Source organism: Listeria grayi, from assembly GCF_900638015.1.
GTDB lineage: Bacteria > Bacillota > Bacilli > Lactobacillales > Listeriaceae > Listeria > Listeria grayi.
The window spans coordinates 2,547,014-2,562,500 of record NZ_LR134483.1 but is presented as its reverse complement, the minus strand read 5'-3'; the positions used below and the strand labels follow the sequence as shown (position 1 = coordinate 2,562,500).

Annotated in this window: 14 protein-coding genes, 2 tRNA genes and 2 rRNA genes (1 of these 18 only partly in view); 14 read left to right on the top strand and 4 right to left on the bottom strand. The window is 42.0% G+C overall.

Annotation, left to right across the window (positions count from 1 at the left end):
* The 9 genes from EL241_RS12590 to EL241_RS12550 form a co-directional block, all read left to right on the top strand.
* Window positions 1–2,922, top strand: a 23S ribosomal RNA gene (locus tag EL241_RS12590) (it extends 11 nt beyond the left edge of the window).
* A 73-nt stretch (window positions 2,923–2,995) separates the two neighbouring features.
* Window positions 2,996–3,111 (top strand): 5S ribosomal RNA (rrf, locus tag EL241_RS12585).
* A 14-nt stretch (window positions 3,112–3,125) separates the two neighbouring features.
* A tRNA-Asn gene (locus EL241_RS12580) sits at window positions 3,126–3,201 on the top strand.
* A gap of 24 nt (window positions 3,202–3,225) precedes the next feature.
* Window positions 3,226–3,298: transfer RNA gene (locus EL241_RS12575), tRNA-Thr, on the top strand.
* Between the two features lie 141 nt (window positions 3,299–3,439).
* Window positions 3,440–4,330, top strand: a complete 891-nt coding sequence (locus EL241_RS12570) for a TetR/AcrR family transcriptional regulator (protein WP_036105883.1) — start codon at window positions 3,440–3,442, stop codon at window positions 4,328–4,330.
* Window positions 4,331–4,502: 172 nt separating this feature from the next.
* On the top strand, window positions 4,503–5,900 hold the full coding sequence (locus EL241_RS12565; protein ID WP_232020879.1) for an MDR family MFS transporter: 1,398 nt from the start codon (window positions 4,503–4,505) through the stop codon (window positions 5,898–5,900).
* 82 nt (window positions 5,901–5,982) lie between these two features.
* Complete coding sequence (gene proC / locus EL241_RS12560; RefSeq protein WP_036105881.1) at window positions 5,983–6,789, top strand: pyrroline-5-carboxylate reductase; 807 nt, start codon at window positions 5,983–5,985, stop codon at window positions 6,787–6,789.
* A 51-nt stretch (window positions 6,790–6,840) separates the two neighbouring features.
* Window positions 6,841–7,641 (top strand): HAD family hydrolase, encoded by an 801-nt coding sequence (locus tag EL241_RS12555; protein WP_170166180.1) that lies wholly within the window; start codon window positions 6,841–6,843, stop codon window positions 7,639–7,641.
* Between the two features lie 80 nt (window positions 7,642–7,721).
* Complete coding sequence (locus EL241_RS12550; protein ID WP_003758717.1) at window positions 7,722–8,618, top strand: cation diffusion facilitator family transporter; 897 nt, start codon at window positions 7,722–7,724, stop codon at window positions 8,616–8,618.
* Window positions 8,619–8,637: 19 nt separating this feature from the next.
* On the opposite strand, the gene EL241_RS12545 is transcribed toward EL241_RS12550, so the two are convergent.
* The 4 genes from EL241_RS12545 to EL241_RS12530 all read right to left on the bottom strand — a co-directional run bounded on the left by EL241_RS12545 (window position 8,638) and on the right by EL241_RS12530 (window position 12,054).
* On the bottom strand, window positions 8,638–9,444 hold the full coding sequence (locus tag EL241_RS12545; RefSeq protein WP_159099844.1) for a sensor histidine kinase: 807 nt from the start codon (window positions 9,442–9,444) through the stop codon (window positions 8,638–8,640).
* Window positions 9,445–9,575: 131 nt separating this feature from the next.
* A complete protein-coding gene (locus EL241_RS12540; protein WP_036105876.1) occupies window positions 9,576–10,385 on the bottom strand; it encodes an ABC transporter permease in 810 nt (269 codons plus the stop codon).
* Window positions 10,378–11,295: an ATP-binding cassette domain-containing protein gene (locus EL241_RS12535; RefSeq protein WP_126320635.1), complete on the bottom strand. Its 918-nt coding sequence runs from the start codon at window positions 11,293–11,295 to the stop codon at window positions 10,378–10,380. Before EL241_RS12535 ends, EL241_RS12540 begins: the two co-directional genes overlap by 8 nt.
* An 87-nt stretch (window positions 11,296–11,382) precedes the next feature.
* The gene (locus EL241_RS12530) at window positions 11,383–12,054 is read right to left on the bottom strand and encodes a response regulator transcription factor (protein WP_126320634.1); all 672 of its coding nucleotides are present in this window, start codon (window positions 12,052–12,054) and stop codon (window positions 11,383–11,385) included.
* A gap of 152 nt (window positions 12,055–12,206) precedes the next feature.
* Between EL241_RS12530 and EL241_RS12525 the strand changes: the two genes are divergently transcribed.
* The 5 genes from EL241_RS12525 to EL241_RS12505 all read left to right on the top strand — a co-directional run bounded on the left by EL241_RS12525 (window position 12,207) and on the right by EL241_RS12505 (window position 15,370).
* Window positions 12,207–12,437 (top strand): hypothetical protein, encoded by a 231-nt coding sequence (locus EL241_RS12525; protein ID WP_036105873.1) that lies wholly within the window; start codon window positions 12,207–12,209, stop codon window positions 12,435–12,437.
* Between the two features lie 114 nt (window positions 12,438–12,551).
* Complete coding sequence (locus tag EL241_RS12520; RefSeq protein WP_003758719.1) at window positions 12,552–13,571, top strand: zinc-binding alcohol dehydrogenase family protein; 1,020 nt, start codon at window positions 12,552–12,554, stop codon at window positions 13,569–13,571.
* A gap of 3 nt (window positions 13,572–13,574) precedes the next feature.
* Window positions 13,575–14,102 carry a dihydrofolate reductase family protein gene (locus tag EL241_RS12515; protein ID WP_036105871.1) on the top strand — a complete coding sequence of 176 codons (528 nt, stop codon included), beginning with the start codon at window positions 13,575–13,577 and terminating at the stop codon, window positions 14,100–14,102.
* Window positions 14,099–14,734, top strand: a complete 636-nt coding sequence (locus EL241_RS12510) for an isochorismatase family protein (protein WP_036105868.1) — start codon at window positions 14,099–14,101, stop codon at window positions 14,732–14,734. The genes EL241_RS12515 and EL241_RS12510 overlap by 4 nt, the downstream gene beginning before the upstream one ends.
* Before the next feature lie 18 nt (window positions 14,735–14,752).
* Window positions 14,753–15,370: a DUF1648 domain-containing protein gene (locus EL241_RS12505; RefSeq protein WP_003758725.1), complete on the top strand. Its 618-nt coding sequence runs from the start codon at window positions 14,753–14,755 to the stop codon at window positions 15,368–15,370.
* Window positions 15,371–15,487: the final 117 nt, after the last annotated feature.

Here is a 15,487-nt window from a genome sequence, read left to right as displayed (position 1 = left end):
GAAGGGCGCACGGTGGATGCCTTGGCACTAGGAGCCGAAGAAGGACGGGACTAACACCGATATGCTTTGGGGAGCTGTACGTAAGCGTTGATCCAGAGATTTCCGAATGGGGGAACCCACTATCTTTAGTCGGATAGTATCCTGACGTGAATACATAGCGTTAGGAAGGCAGACCCAGGGAACTGAAACATCTAAGTACCTGGAGGAAGAGAAAGAAAAATCGATTTCCTGAGTAGCGGCGAGCGAAACGGAAAGAGCCCAAACCAAGAAGCTTGCTTCTTGGGGTTGTAGGACACTCTATACGGAGTTACAAAAGAAGGATGTAGATGAAGCGGTCTGGAAAGGCCCGCCAGAGACGGTAAAAGCCCGGTAGTCGAAACGTCTTTCCCTCCAGAGTGGATCCTGAGTACGGCGGAACACGTGAAATTCCGTCGGAATCCGGGAGGACCATCTCCCAAGGCTAAATACTCCCTAGTGACCGATAGTGAACCAGTACCGTGAGGGAAAGGTGAAAAGCACCCCGGAAGGGGAGTGAAATAGTACCTGAAACCGTGTGCCTACAAGTAGTTAGAGCCCGTTAATGGGTGATAGCGTGCCTTTTGTAGAATGAACCGGCGAGTTACGATTTGTTGCAAGGTTAAGCGGAAAAAGCGGAGCCGTAGCGAAAGCGAGTCTGAATAGGGCGTATGAAGTAACAGGTCGTAGACCCGAAACCAGGTGATCTACCCATGTCCAGGGTGAAGGTAAGGTAATACTTACTGGAGGCCCGAACCCACGCACGTTGAAAAGTGCGGGGATGAGGTGTGGGTAGCGGAGAAATTCCAATCGAACTTGGAGATAGCTGGTTCTCTCCGAAATAGCTTTAGGGCTAGCCTCGAGGTAAAGAGTCGTGGAGGTAGAGCACTGTTTGGACTAGGGGCCCTTCTCGGGTTACCGAATTCAGATAAACTCCGAATGCCATGTACTTATACTCGGGAGTCAGACTGCGAGTGATAAGATCCGTAGTCGAAAGGGAAACAGCCCAGACCACCAGTTAAGGTCCCAAAATATACGTTAAGTGGAAAAGGATGTGGGGTTGCTTAGACAACCAGGATGTTGGCTTAGAAGCAGCCACCATTGAAAGAGTGCGTAATAGCTCACTGGTCGAGTGACCCCGCGCCGAAAATGTACCGGGGCTAAACGTATTACCGAAACTGTGGATGAACATCTTCGGATGTTCGTGGTAGGAGAGCGTTCTAAGGGCGTTGAAGTCAGACCGGAAGGACTGGTGGAGCGCTTAGAAGTGAGAATGCCGGTATGAGTAGCGAAAGAAGGGTGAGAATCCCTTCCACCGAATATCTAAGGTTTCCTGAGGAAGGCTCGTCCGCTCAGGGTTAGTCGGGACCTAAGCCGAGGCCGATAGGCGTAGGCGATGGACAACAGGTTGATATTCCTGTACCAGTGCCGTTTGTTTGAGCAATGGGGTGACACAGAAGGATAAGGAATCGCACGAATGGAAAGGTGCGTCCAAGCAGTGAGTGTGAGAAGTAGGCAAATCCGCTTCTCGCGAAGCATGAGCTGTGATGGGGAAGGAAATTAAGTACGGAAGTTCCTGATTTCACGCTGTCAAGAAAAGCCTCTAGTTAGAACTGTACTGCCCGTACCGCAAACCGACACAGGTAGATGAGGAGAGAATCCTAAGGTGAGCGAGAGAACTCTCGTTAAGGAACTCGGCAAAATGACCCCGTAACTTCGGGAGAAGGGGTGCTCTATTAGGGTGAAAGCCCGAGAGAGCCGCAGTGAATAGGCCCAGGCGACTGTTTAGCAAAAACACAGGTCTCTGCAAAACCGTAAGGTGACGTATAGGGGCTGACGCCTGCCCGGTGCTGGAAGGTTAAGAGGAGCGCTTAGCGCAAGCGAAGGTGCGAATTGAAGCCCCAGTAAACGGCGGCCGTAACTATAACGGTCCTAAGGTAGCGAAATTCCTTGTCGGGTAAGTTCCGACCCGCACGAAAGGCGCAACGATCTGGGCACTGTCTCAACGAGAGACTCGGTGAAATTATAGTACCTGTGAAGATGCAGGTTACCCGCGACAGGACGGAAAGACCCCGTGGAGCTTTACTGCAACCTGATATGGAATGTTTGTACCGCTTGTACAGGATAGGTAGGAGCCTAAGAGCTGCGCGCGCCAGCGTGCAAGGAGGCAATGGTGGGATACTACCCTGGCTGTATGACCATTCTAACCCGCCACGCTTAGCGCGTGGGGAGACAGTGTCAGGTGGGCAGTTTGACTGGGGCGGTCGCCTCCTAAAGAGTAACGGAGGCGCCCAAAGGTTCCCTCAGAATGGATGGAAATCATTCGCAGAGTGTAAAGGCACAAGGGAGCTTGACTGCGAGACTGACAAGTCGAGCAGGGACGAAAGTCGGGCTTAGTGATCCGGTGGTTCCGCATGGAAGGGCCATCGCTCAACGGATAAAAGCTACCCCGGGGATAACAGGCTTATCTCCCCCAAGAGTCCACATCGACGGGGAGGTTTGGCACCTCGATGTCGGCTCGTCGCATCCTGGGGCTGTAGTCGGTCCCAAGGGTTGGGCTGTTCGCCCATTAAAGCGGCACGCGAGCTGGGTTCAGAACGTCGTGAGACAGTTCGGTCCCTATCCGTCGCGGGCGCAGGAAATTTGAGAGGAGCTGTCCTTAGTACGAGAGGACCGGGATGGACGCACCGCTGGTGTACCAGTTGTTCCGCCAGGAGCATCGCTGGGTAGCTATGTGCGGCAGGGATAAACGCTGAAAGCATCTAAGCGTGAAGCCCCCCTCAAGATGAGATTTCCCATTTCTTCGGAAAGTAAGATCCCTGAAAGATGATCAGGTAGATAGGTTTGGAGTGGAAGTATGGCAACATATGGAGCGGACAAATACTAATCGATCGAGGACTTAACCAATAAAAATGATTATCGGTGAAAACTTTACAACCTTTCTTCTCTAGTTTTGAGAGAATGTTTTTCTCTTATATTGTCTGGTAGTTATGGCGAGAAGGTCACACCCGTTCCCATCCCGAACACGGTAGTTAAGCTTCTCTGCGCCAATGGTAGTAGGGGGTTTCCCCCTGTGAGAGTAGGTCGCTGCCGGGCAATTTTTTTATTGTTCCACAGTAGCTCAGTTGGTAGAGCAATCGGCTGTTAACCGATCGGTCGTAGGTTCGAGTCCTACCTGTGGAGCCATTTTTTGTGTATAAAAATATAATTGCCGCTTTAGCTCAGCTGGTAGAGCACTTCCATGGTAAGGAAGGGGTCGTCGGTTCAAGTCCGACAAGTGGCTTAATAAAAAAGATAGTCAGCTTCCAATGCTGACTATCTTTTTTATTACTAAATATATCTCAAAATGAAATAAGGCATCTGGCCCTATACTTGAATAAACGTCTAGTTTATTTTATACTATAGGTATAATGGAGGGGAGTAAATGAAGACCAAGAAATCGCAAATCGTACTCGCAGCAAAAGAATTATTCCAGACGAAGGGGTATTTTCAAGTTTCTGTTCAAGATATAATAGATAAAAGCAGCGTTTCAAAGGGAACATTTTATAATTATTTTACTTCTAAAGAAGAGTTGGCAATTGCTATTTTTAAGCAAGAACACGCCATTTTATTCCAGCGTTTAGAGCAGATCATGTCAAATCAGTCTCAAAGTAAGAAAGATAACTTTATCGATGTTTTAAAAATGATGATCTATTTTAATAAAAATAACGGCGAAGTGTTGGATGTCACAATTTCTAATGGTGTCGGCGATAAAGAATTTAATGAATATCTTCGTGGTATTCGTTATAAAGGGATTGAGTTTCTGAAGCAGATGTTAGTAGATGTCTATGGTAAGCGTGTTAAAAAGTACGAGGCTGATATTACGTGGATGCTGTGTGGGATGCTTATTATTGCAGTGCTTACAATGGCTCATAAAAATATGGATGAAAGTTTTATTGATCGGATTCTTTTATATATCATGCGCCGAATGGATGTTTTGGTGGAAGATATTGTCCAAACAGAAGACCTGATGATGACGAAAGAGGATATTGAAGCAATTATATCGGACAGCAATCTTGTTCGGAACAAACGGCTAGCTTTGGTAAGAGAAGCTGTAGAAGCGTTGGCTGATAAAATCGATGAGCTTGATATTTTGGATCAAGATAAGTGGCAGTATAAAGAGTCGCTCAAGGCATTGCTGATCGAGGTCAATACTCAGGAAACGCCGCGGCACTTTATTGTGCAAGGAACGCTACTTTATTTGAAGCAAAATGCATTGCCGGAGATCCAAAGTGAAATCGTGGAGTTAGAGGGTAATATCAATCGCTTATTATAAAATTTATACTATGAGTATATTTTTATTGACTTAGCAGTTCTTTTTATTTATACTACAATTATTCGCTATTTTGCGAGAAGGAAGGGGAATAATTGTGACAACTACTACACCTACAGAGCAAGCAGTCGATGTGAACGGTAAAAATTATAGCCGTGCCTTCTTAGTAGTTACGATGATCGTCGGTGCATTTGTGGCCGTATTGAATCAGACTATACTTGCTACTGCATTGCCGAAAATCATGAAGGATCTGGATATAACTGCGGCGACTGGTCAGTGGCTTACAACTGCATTTTTATTGACGAACGGTATTATGATACCGATCACTGCCTTATTGATTGAAAAGATAAGTTCAAAAGTCTTGTTTCTTACAGCAATGATAGTATTTACTATCGGAACGGTGATTGCGGCCATTTCGGGTTCGTTTTCTACTTTATTGATTGGTCGGATCATTCAAGCAGCTGGAGCAGGTATTATGATGCCGCTCTTGCAAACGATTTTCTTACTGATCTTCCCGAGGGAACGACGAGGAGCCATAATGGGGCTGATGGGGCTGGTTATTGCCTTTGCTCCGGCAATCGGTCCTACGTTGTCTGGTTGGGTCGTTGATTCATATGACTGGCATGTCCTCTTTATCATCTTGATACCGATTGCTGTTATTGATATTATTTTGGCTATTTTCGGAATGAAAAAAGTAGTCATTCTTAAAAATACAAAAATCGATTATTTCTCGATTGTTTTGTCTACATTAGGATTCGGTTCGTTGCTCTACGGATTTAGTGCAGCTGGAAACGATGGCTGGTCTGATCCAGTTGTGGTAACGATGCTGATATTGGGAGCTGTATTTACATTCCTATTCGTATGGCGCCAGTTGCGGATCGACAATCCGATCTTGGAAATGCGTGTTTTCCGCTATCCGATTTTCACGTTGTCCGTCATCTTAGGTTCGATCGTCATGATGGCAATGATCGGAGCAGAGATCGTCTTACCGCTTTACACCCAAAACATTCTTGGTGAGTCTGCATTCCATTCGGGATTATTACTTCTTCCAGGTGCACTTGTAATGGGGATCATGAGCCCTGTGACTGGGATCATCTTTGATAAGATCGGGGCGCGTTGGCTGACGATTATCGGCCTGATCATTCTAACAGGCGGAACGATACCATTTATTTTCTTAAAAGCAGATACATCTATCTGGTACGTCGTGATTTTCTATGCAGTTCGTTTCCTAGGGATCGCAATGGTTATGATGCCGGTAAGTACAGCTGGGATGAATGCTTTGCCGGAAAAACTGATCAATCATGGTACAGCCGTGAATAATACGATTCGTCAAATTGCCGGTTCGATCGGAACGGCGATATTGATCACTGTATTAACGAATGTCACGAAAAACAATATGCCAAGTAAGATGTGGATGGCTGGTCATCCGACTCAAGCTGCTCAAAAAGCACTTGATGCCAATTTAGGCGGGATGGAAGCAGCCTTTATGGTTGCGGTCATCTTCTCTGTACTGGGTCTGATATTGAGCTTCTTTATCCAAGACCGTAAAAAAGAAGCAATCATCAAAAAATAGTTATCAGCAAACAAAAGAGCCGCTCTGGCTCTTTTTTTGTGCTATATTAGAAGAAGAACTTTTTGCGAAAGGATGTTAAAGGATGAAGATAGGATTCATTGGTACAGGAAATATGGCGACAGGAATCATTTCCGGGTTGAAAAAAGATACTGAAATAGAAAAGTCCATATTCGTTTACAACCATCATTCTGAAAAAACAGAAGCTTATGCTGCAAAAATGGATGTAACAGGAGTTGCGTCGAGCCAAGCGCTGGTTGAAGAAAGCGATATTGTTGTACTTGCGGTCAAGCCAGTTGGATTTCCGAATGTGGTCGCTGAGATTTGCAAGGCTGTTCAAGCGAAAAAAATACCAGTGATCTCGATTGCTGCTGGAATCACCACTGCATGGTTGTCTGAACAATTTGGCGCAGAGGTCCCTGCGATTCGGGTCATGCCGAATATGAATGCTGTCATCGGCGAATCAATGTCCGGTATCGCAGCAAATGATGCGACTTCGGAAGCACAGCTGCAGCAGGCGGAAGCGATTTTTCAAACGGTGGGAGCCGTAGAACGTGTGTCAGAAGAAGAATTCAGTATCTTTACTGCTATTGCTGGAAGTGCACCTGCGTTCGCGTTCTTATATATGGATTCGATCGCGAGAGGTGCTGTAAAAGCTGGGATGAATAAACAAAAAGCATTGCGGATCGCTGCTCAAACCGTTTTGGGAAGTGCCAAAATGATCTTAGAATCAGAGGAAGAACCTTGGCCGCTGATTGATAAAGTTTGTTCGCCGGGCGGAACAACGATTGCAGGCGTAGATGCGTTGCTGGACAATAGTTTTGTCCCTACAGTAATGAAAAGTGTAGCGGCAACGATCAAGCGTGATAAAGAAATGGAACAAGCTCAATAATAGGGAAAGAGGGGAACCAGTTTGACAAACATAAACACGATTGTCACAGATATGGACGGTACGTTATTATTAAAGGCGGGGGATGCGATCCATCCGTTGAATAAGGAAGTTTTAGGAGAATGGCAGGCAGAAGGAAACCAATTATTCCTTGCTACCGGACGTCTTGACCTAGCAATTTTAAAATTTATCCATGAATTGAATATCACGACACCAGTAATTTCTTGTAATGGTGGTTTGATTCGTGATTTTACAAAAAATGAGATCCTTTATAAAAGTGATATTTCCTTGGATCTAGTGAAAGAAGTGTTGGCTACGATCCACGCGCAAGGCTTGGACTTCCACATTTATACGACAGAACGGATTTTAGGGCCATCAAAATCAGGAAAGATTGCCTTTTTTGACAAGCTGAATGAGACATTGCCGGAAAATGAACAAGTTCCACTTACAATCTCCGCAGATCCACTGGCTGAATTGAAAGAAGGCGAATTTCCTTTGAAGATCCTTGTGATCGAGGAAAGTAAAGAGAAACAAGCAGCGATAAAACAAGCGTTGAGCGGATTACCGTTATCAGTTCTTTCTTCAGCTTCCAACTTAGTGGACATTATGAATAAAGGTATCGACAAAGAAAATGGGCTGCGTTATTTAGCCACGCAAGGGTATATCGATTTGACTACTACTGCAGCCTTTGGCGATAATGAAAATGACGCTGGGATGCTAGAAGCTTCTCAAATCGGTGTTGCAGTTGCCAATGCGATCCCGACTACATTAGAACGAGCTGACGAAGTAACATTGGACAATGAAAGTGGCGGCGTCGGTGTGTATATCCAAGAAAAATTGCTAGGGAATAAATAATTTCCTAGCAATTTTTTTGCACTATTAATGCTTATATGCTAATATATACATATAATAAAAATAGAAAGGAATGAAGTGGGATGGCACACGAACATCACAGCCATAATCATGCACATAATGCGAATAAAAAATCGCTCTTCCTTAGTTTTATATTGATTGCCGTTTTTATGGTTGCAGAAATAGTTGGCGGTTTGCTGACCAACAGTCTGGCGTTGCTCTCGGATGCGGGACATATGTTCAGTGACGCGGTTGCCTTAGGATTGAGTTTGGCAGCATTTAAATTTGGAGAAAAGGCGGCAGATCAATCGAAAACATATGGTTATAAACGATTTGAGATCTTAGCAGCATTTTTAAATGGGTTAGCACTTATTATTATCGCATTATTTATTTTTTATGAGGCCTATCACCGTTTTTTTGCGCCACCTGATGTTATTGGGCCTGGAATGATGATTATTTCCGTGCTCGGTCTGCTAATCAATATTTTAGTAGCTGTTATTTTGATGCGCGGGGAAAGTCATGAAAATCTGAATATGCGGAGTGCTTTACTTCATGTCTTTGGCGATCTGCTTGGTTCCGTTGGTGCTATTATTGCAGCTTTGCTCATCATTTTCTTCGGCTGGAATCTAGCCGATCCGATTGCCAGCGTTATCGTTTCCTTTCTTGTACTAGTGAGCGGCTTCCGAATTTTGAAAGATTCTATCCATATTTTGATGGAAGGGAAACCGACTAGCATCGACATGGATAAGATCACGACAGATATGCTTGCGATAAATGGTGTAAAGGAAGTGCATGATCTCCATATATGGGCGATCACTTCAGATTTCACAGCGCTTACGGCACATGTGAAAGTTACAGATGATGCTGACCGTGAATCGATTTTGACGCAGATTGAGAAATACCTACAAAGCAACTATCACTTAGAACACAGCACGATCCAATTGGAAAGTCATTCGAAGCAGTGTCACCATTGTAATTAGAAAAGAGTTAGCCCTAGGGCTAACTCTTTTCCATTTGTGAAGCAGTAAATGTTAAATTCATGCGAAATACCCCATCTTCCAACTCAGCAGATACATCACCTTGCATTTTGGTTGTCAGTTCTTTAGTGATAAATAGACCTAGGCCAGTTGAATTGTTATTGCGGGAACTATCAGACATGTAAAAGCGGTCAAAGACTTTATTGATATCAACTTTATATTTAGAAGGGATATTATTTGCGAATACCAACTGAATAGTTTCGTTTTTTTGTGATAGTGTAATTTCTAAACTGTCCTTACCATGAATCAAGGCATTATTGATCAGGTTAGAAAAAATGCGGTGCAAAGCCTCTTTATTTCCTTCTATAAAAATTGGGGTTTCGGTGATAGTAATCCGAGGTTTAAGGTGCTGTTCTTCCATTTCTTGGTAAAAGGAGAAAATCGTGTCAATTAAAATAGAATTCAACTGTACTTTTTCTATATTTAATTCATAGGTTTCATTTTGCAATTTTGTATACATGAAAATCGCTTCCAACATTTCTTTTAATACATAAATACGGCCTTGGATAATATTTTCATAATAACGTCGTTTTGCTGGATCTTTTTCTTTAACAAGAATTTGAAAGTAGCCATCTAAAGAGGTCAATGGTGTTCGGATATCATGGGAAAGATCGGTAAGTGTGTTTCTGAAAGTTTGTTCGTTATGTTGATAAAGCTGCTTTATAGAGTGTTGCTCGGTAATAAGTGTGTTAATCAGCACATGCATGTTATTCCAATTTTTACTGTTTATTTGGCTGGTTAAGAGCATATTTGTTTCATATTCTGTCATGAAGCGTAACTGTTTGTTGAGATCGCGAAGGTGTAATTTATACATCCATAAGCGAAGAAGACTTGAAAATGCAATCAGACTAAGAATAATAACAAGCCAATTCATATCACTTAAATACCCGCTTTCAATTATTATTTGATATCTTGTTTTTGGCGAATAAGAATACTAACTAACAACATAATGATGATATATACGATCGATACGGAGATGATACGCATATAATCCATATTACTAGCAGCTCCGCCGATGTTTCCAGTGATTGTATAGTTACTGATGTCAAAACCGTTAATTTTAAAAAGGTGATTGATTCCCTTGCTGATAAGTGCGTAAAGGTAGCTGAATACACCAAAACAAAGGGTTATGCTGATCAATAAAGAAATGATTAACTGCTTGATCAGGAATACTAGCATTAATAAGATTGTTGCAAAAGCGATGTGCAGTAGGAATTGCAAGCAAATCGGTTTCCAAAAAATAGAGGGGGAACCAAATTCCAATGAATCAAAAAATATTTTCCCAGCAAAGAAAGCTGTAAGCATACTTGTTAAAAAAGATAAAAGTATAAACGCGCTCTGGCAAACTAATTTTGAAATAACTAAGTGACTTCGACTGCTAACTTGCCCAGCAATATTTTTAATAAAACCAGTTGATTCTTCGCGAGTGATAAACAGAATGCTAAAAACGGAAAGTCCTAAGGCGATAGTAAAACTACCAAAGATAGAATAGAACAATGCTAATATAGAAGGGTTTTTAGCTAATGCTGAAACATCATTTCCGATTCCTACTGAAAGCTCAGGAACGGGGATGCCTTTCTTCAAATCAATTAAAGCTTCATGTGATTGATAGAGGAGCATAAGGGAAACTAAACATATGCCTAATATAATGATATAGGTGCTTTTGGCTTTAAGCATTCTGTAAAGATCCATTTTGATGATATTAAGCATGTGTAATTCCTCCTGTCAGATTTAAAAAATAATTTTCCAAAGATTGGTGCGATATAGAGATAGAATCGACTAGAACATTAGCTTGGGCAAGCTGTGCTGCTATTTTTTTACTGCTTATCTGTTTTTCGTAGATTTGAATCGTCGTGGCGTCTTTTACGATGTAATCGGTGATCCCCATTTCTTCGATAACAACTGCGGCAGCGCTAGTATCCTCCAATTGAAGCTGAGTATACTCTTTTGTTTTCTCCATCAACTCATCGTGAGAAATCTCTTGAATCAATTTTCCTTTATCAATAAAGCCATACGTCGTTGCCATTTTCGCTAATTCCTCTAAGATATGACTTGAAATAATAATGGTAATGTTTTTTTTCTCAGTAAGTTTTACGAGCGTTTCGCGAAGCTCAGCTATACCTTGAGGATCTAGTCCGTTTATGGGTTCGTCAAGAATCAATAAGTCGGGCTCGCCGATAAGTGCAATGGCTATGCCTAGCCTTTGTTTCATTCCTAATGAGAAGTTTTTGGTTTTCTTATTTTTAGTGTGTTCTAATCCTACTAATTCTAAGATAGCGGGGATATGGTTTTTTCCTTTGAGTCCCACAGCGATTTGTTTTAAACGCATATTATCAAAAGCGCTCATTTCCCCATACAAACCAGGGGATTCGATGAGTACACCTATTCGGGAAAAATATTTTTGGATGTTGGGACTGGTTTTGCCGAAAAATGTAATAGATCCACTGCTAGGAGAAGCGAGTCCGCTCAGCATGCGCATACATGTCGTCTTTCCAGCGCCATTTCGACCAACCAATCCATATATTGATCCTTTTTTCACATGAATATTCACGTTGTCTACTACGAAATGACTATTATATTTCTTTGATAAGTGATTTGTTGTTAATAAATTTTCAACCATAAATGTTTACCTCCTTTATTTCGTAATTTAAGTGTATCTTTGGAGGTTAAAACAATCGCTAATAGTTGTTAAAGGAATGTTAAAGTTTTATTTTTGTAATGTAAAACCGATTCCCCACACTGTCTTTATCCAATCTTCTCGCGTAAGAGTTTTGATTTTTTGACGTATATTAGAGATGTGGACATTGACAGTTTTATCTTCGCCAACATAAAAATCATCCCATGCATATTCATAGATTTCTTGTTTGCTAAATATTTTATTTGGATAGGAAAGCAGTAATTCGATGATTTTCAGTTCTTGGCGTGTCAATGGTATCGGCATATTAGAAACAGAGAGTGTTTTTTTATCTTTATCAAGCAACATATTTTTAAATGCAACTGTTTTAGCAGGCGGCTGTTGATTTGCTTTTCGAAATTGGACACCTACGCGCGCCGTTAATTCTTCGATTTCGAATGGTTTGGTGATATAATCATCTGCGCCTAATGAGAGTAATTCTACTTTGCTGTTTAGCGAGTCTTTGGAGGAAACCACAATAATAGAGGCATTACTTTTTTCTTTTAATTTAGGTAATAATACTTCACCACTCATACCTGGCAGCATCAAATCCAGAATGATAACATTATATTCTTGTTGGTCAATACATAATAATGCTTCTGTTCCAGAGAATGCTTGGGTACATACATAATCAATAGAAGTAAACGTTTCTAGTAACATTTTATTTATATAAATATCATCTTCTACAATCAATATTTTATTCATCCTATATACCCCGGTTTTTTGATTTTTAGAACTAGTTCATTTTAAGTGTAATAGAACTAAATGGATTAATCAATCTAATGAAAAAATAGTTTTATTGGTAGAACCAATTTCTTCATGTTACTATGTAACCAATAAAGGAAGGAGTGAGCCACATGTCTGAGGAATTTGATCTAGGAAGATTTCTAAAGAAAGCTTTTATTGTAGCGCTGGGTATAGGATTGATCGGGCTCGGCCTGATTGCGGCATTGACGCTAGTGGGCGTTGTGATTGCTATTCCATTATTTAAGAAAGGTGCTCGTGCGCTGCTGCTCCATCAGAGCGGCAATGAGTCCGGGAAAATAAAGTGGGAAGATGAAGAAGGTTCCCATAAGTACAAATGGTAAGGGGGACCGCTGCTTATTTAGCTCATAAATAAGTAGTGGTTTTCAATATATTTTCAAAAATGAATGCTTCAAATCAAGAAAAGCGGGAAAAATAGAAATTAGAGGTGTTGTGTGATGAAAGCAGTAGGACTATATGAACATTTACCGATCGAAGCAGAGAAAAGTCTGCTTGATCTAGAAGTGGATAAACCGGAAACTCCTAAAGGACATGATCTATTAGTAGAAATTTTGGCTGTGTCAGTTAATCCGGTCGATACGAAACAGCGAAAGGCAGAGGTTCCGCGTGAAACAAATCCACGGATTCTTGGCTATGATGCCGTCGGGGTCGTTCGAGAAACCGGAGAAAAAGCTGGATTGTTCAAACCAGGAGATGAAGTTTATTTTGCCGGTGATGTGACAAGGCAAGGATCGAATGCGGAGTATATACTGATCGATGAGAGAATCGTAGGGAATAAACCAAAATCGCTGACTATCGAAGAGGCTGCTGGAATGCCGCTGACGACGATCACCGCATGGGAAGCGTTATTTGAACGTTTGGGGATCGAGGAAGATAAAGATGAGGGGAAATCGATTCTTATCATCAACGGTGCTGGTGGAGTAGGATCGGTGGCGATCCAGCTCGCGACTTATGCAGGTCTTGAAGTCATCAGTACGGCTTCCCGAGAAGAAACAGCAGCGTGGATCAAAGAGATGGGCGCAAAGCATGTCGTCAATCATCGTGAAGACTTAGAGAAGCAACTCCAAGATTTAGGTTTTGCTAATGGTGTAGATTATATACTTTGCTTGCATGACACATATCAATATTGGGATACGATGCAGAAACTGATTCGTCCCCAAGGCAAAATCTGTAGCATTGTCGAATTGAGTGACCCAGTGAAAATGAATCTTTTGAAAGATAAAAGTGCGACATTTGTATATGAATCTATGTTCACCAGATCAAAATATCAAACACCAGACCTAATTAGACAACATGAAATATTACAAGCGGCGGGGGCACTTTTTGATATGGGAAAACTAAAATCAACGGTGAAAAAAGTACTTCATCCAATTAATGCTGCCACCATGAGAGAGGCACATCAAGAGGTCGAGCGAGGCAAAATGGTTGGGAAATTAGTAGTGAAAGGATTTGACTAAGCTATGGAGGGAAAGCACGTATCACTTTATATCGCGATGAGTTTAGATGGCTATATTGCAAATGAAAGTGGCAGTGTAGCTTGGCTCGACCAGGTCGATCAAGATGGCGATATGGGCTATGCCGCTTTTTTTGAAAATATCGATACAGTCGTCATGGGGAAGAAAACCTATCAGCAGATATTTTCCTTAACAGATGCTTTCCCTTATGCTGACAAGGCCGTATATGTCTTTTCTAGTAAGCAAGCAAATACGGAAGATGAACATGCTAAATTTGTAAAAGGAAGCTCAGAAGATTGGCTGGATTCGATCGAAGGTGAAAAAATCTGGCTGGTCGGCGGAGCGGATTTGATCAAACAATTTTTAAAAGAAAAAGTGATTGATGAATATGTCATTACTGTAGCGCCGATCTTGCTTGGGAAGGGGATCCCGCTGTTCGATGTCGCTAGCAGTATCGGATTGACATTGAAAGCAGTAAGTCAGTTTGGACAATTTGCCCAGCTGACCTATCACAATCAGGAGGAAGCAAAATGAAAATAGCCGCTTTTGATGTCGATGTTCAAAAAGGATTCACGCCACTATGCCCGGAAGAGCTGCCTGTTCCTGGCGGCGACACCATTGTACCGGAACTCGAGTATATGGCTGGCTTTGCCGATTATCGGATCGGCAGTAAAGATGCGCATCCCGATCAAGCGGTATGGACGGTAGCAACGCCGGAAGAAATGTTGCAGCCGTTGGATTATCCGGAAGCCGATCTGACTTGGGTAAAACATTGTGTGCCAGGAACAAAAGGGTTCGAGTCTTTAGAAGGCCTGCCAAGACCTACGGAATATGACTATTATATCTGGAAGGGAATGGAGCCGGACTTGCATCCTTATGGGGCTTGTTACCATGATATCCATGAAAACCTAAGCACAGGAGTAATTGAATTTCTTCGGGAACGCGAAGTAGGCTGTGTCATTGTGGGTGGATTGGCATTTGATTATTGTGTGCAAACGACCGTATGGCAGTTGCAGCGGGCGGGATTTAAAGTCCTTGTTTATCTTCCGGCCACGCGAGGTTTGACAGAAGAAGGAACGGGGAAAACAAAAGAAACTTTTTTACATACAAAGAATATTCAAATGATCGACAACCGAGAGGAACTTGCTGCTTATTTTGCTAAATAGAGTAGGAAGGTGAGAGTAATGAAACGGATCGGTTATTTCCCAACTGGCGTACTCATAATCGTGATTGTAATGACATTGATCGCATACCCGATGTTGCCGGCAGAAATAGCTATCCATTTCGGTAGTGATTTCTCACCGGATACATTCGCTCAAAAATGGCTTGGCTTGCTTATCATTCCAATCTTGATGCTTGCTTTCTTAGTGACCGAGTATTACGGCATTGAGAAAGTGAAAAGCGATATTTTGCTGGAATTCAAATATTGTTTTTATTTGGTGCTGGTATTCTTGGCGGTGATGCAGGGCAGTGTGATCTTGTATAGCTTAGGCTATGATCTGACGACGGCGAAAATGAGTTTGGCGATCGCTGGACTTATTATGTGGCTGATCGCGCATTATCTGTTGCATTCAAAAAATTTTTTTAAATTCTTAACGCTGATTGGCTTTAAAAAAGTAGATGCCTGGGCGCGAAATCGCCTGAAAGACATTACGGTCAGTACGCTCACCGTGGCAGGTGTGATTTGTTTCTTGCGGGTATTTTTGAGCCCGACCGACCCGAGTTTGTTTTTCATTGTGCTCTTTTTGATTATCAGTTTAGTAGTTTTTGGTTCAGGTGTTTATTTAAATAAAAAACAATAATACAGTTTTTGTTTACAACTGGTACAGTTTTGTTTATAATTATGACGGACATTTGCTTTTATGGAAGCGTTCGTCATTTTCTTTTTATATACTGCGCAATCAAATAAGGGAGGAATT

Excerpts from the sequence above, each read along its gene's own strand:
- EL241_RS12540 (WP_036105876.1), bottom strand. The coding sequence starts at position 10,385 with ATGCTTAATATCATCAAAATGGATCTTTACAGAATGCTTAAAGCCAAA.
- EL241_RS12570 (WP_036105883.1), top strand. The coding sequence starts at position 3,440 with ATGAAGACCAAGAAATCGCAAATCGTACTCGCAGCAAAAGAATTATTC.
- EL241_RS12545 (WP_159099844.1), bottom strand. The coding sequence starts at position 9,444 with ATGACAGAATATGAAACAAATATGCTCTTAACCAGCCAAATAAACAGT.
- proC (WP_036105881.1), top strand. The coding sequence starts at position 5,983 with ATGAAGATAGGATTCATTGGTACAGGAAATATGGCGACAGGAATCATT.
- EL241_RS12565 (WP_232020879.1), top strand. The coding sequence starts at position 4,503 with ATGATCGTCGGTGCATTTGTGGCCGTATTGAATCAGACTATACTTGCT.
- EL241_RS12515 (WP_036105871.1), top strand. The coding sequence starts at position 13,575 with ATGGAGGGAAAGCACGTATCACTTTATATCGCGATGAGTTTAGATGGC.
- EL241_RS12535 (WP_126320635.1), bottom strand. The coding sequence starts at position 11,295 with ATGGTTGAAAATTTATTAACAACAAATCACTTATCAAAGAAATATAAT.
- EL241_RS12505 (WP_003758725.1), top strand. The coding sequence starts at position 14,753 with ATGAAACGGATCGGTTATTTCCCAACTGGCGTACTCATAATCGTGATT.
- EL241_RS12525 (WP_036105873.1), top strand. The coding sequence starts at position 12,207 with ATGTCTGAGGAATTTGATCTAGGAAGATTTCTAAAGAAAGCTTTTATT.
- EL241_RS12550 (WP_003758717.1), top strand. The coding sequence starts at position 7,722 with ATGGCACACGAACATCACAGCCATAATCATGCACATAATGCGAATAAA.
- EL241_RS12530 (WP_126320634.1), bottom strand. The coding sequence starts at position 12,054 with ATGAATAAAATATTGATTGTAGAAGATGATATTTATATAAATAAAATG.
- EL241_RS12555 (WP_170166180.1), top strand. The coding sequence starts at position 6,841 with ATGGACGGTACGTTATTATTAAAGGCGGGGGATGCGATCCATCCGTTG.
- EL241_RS12520 (WP_003758719.1), top strand. The coding sequence starts at position 12,552 with ATGAAAGCAGTAGGACTATATGAACATTTACCGATCGAAGCAGAGAAA.
- EL241_RS12510 (WP_036105868.1), top strand. The coding sequence starts at position 14,099 with ATGAAAATAGCCGCTTTTGATGTCGATGTTCAAAAAGGATTCACGCCA.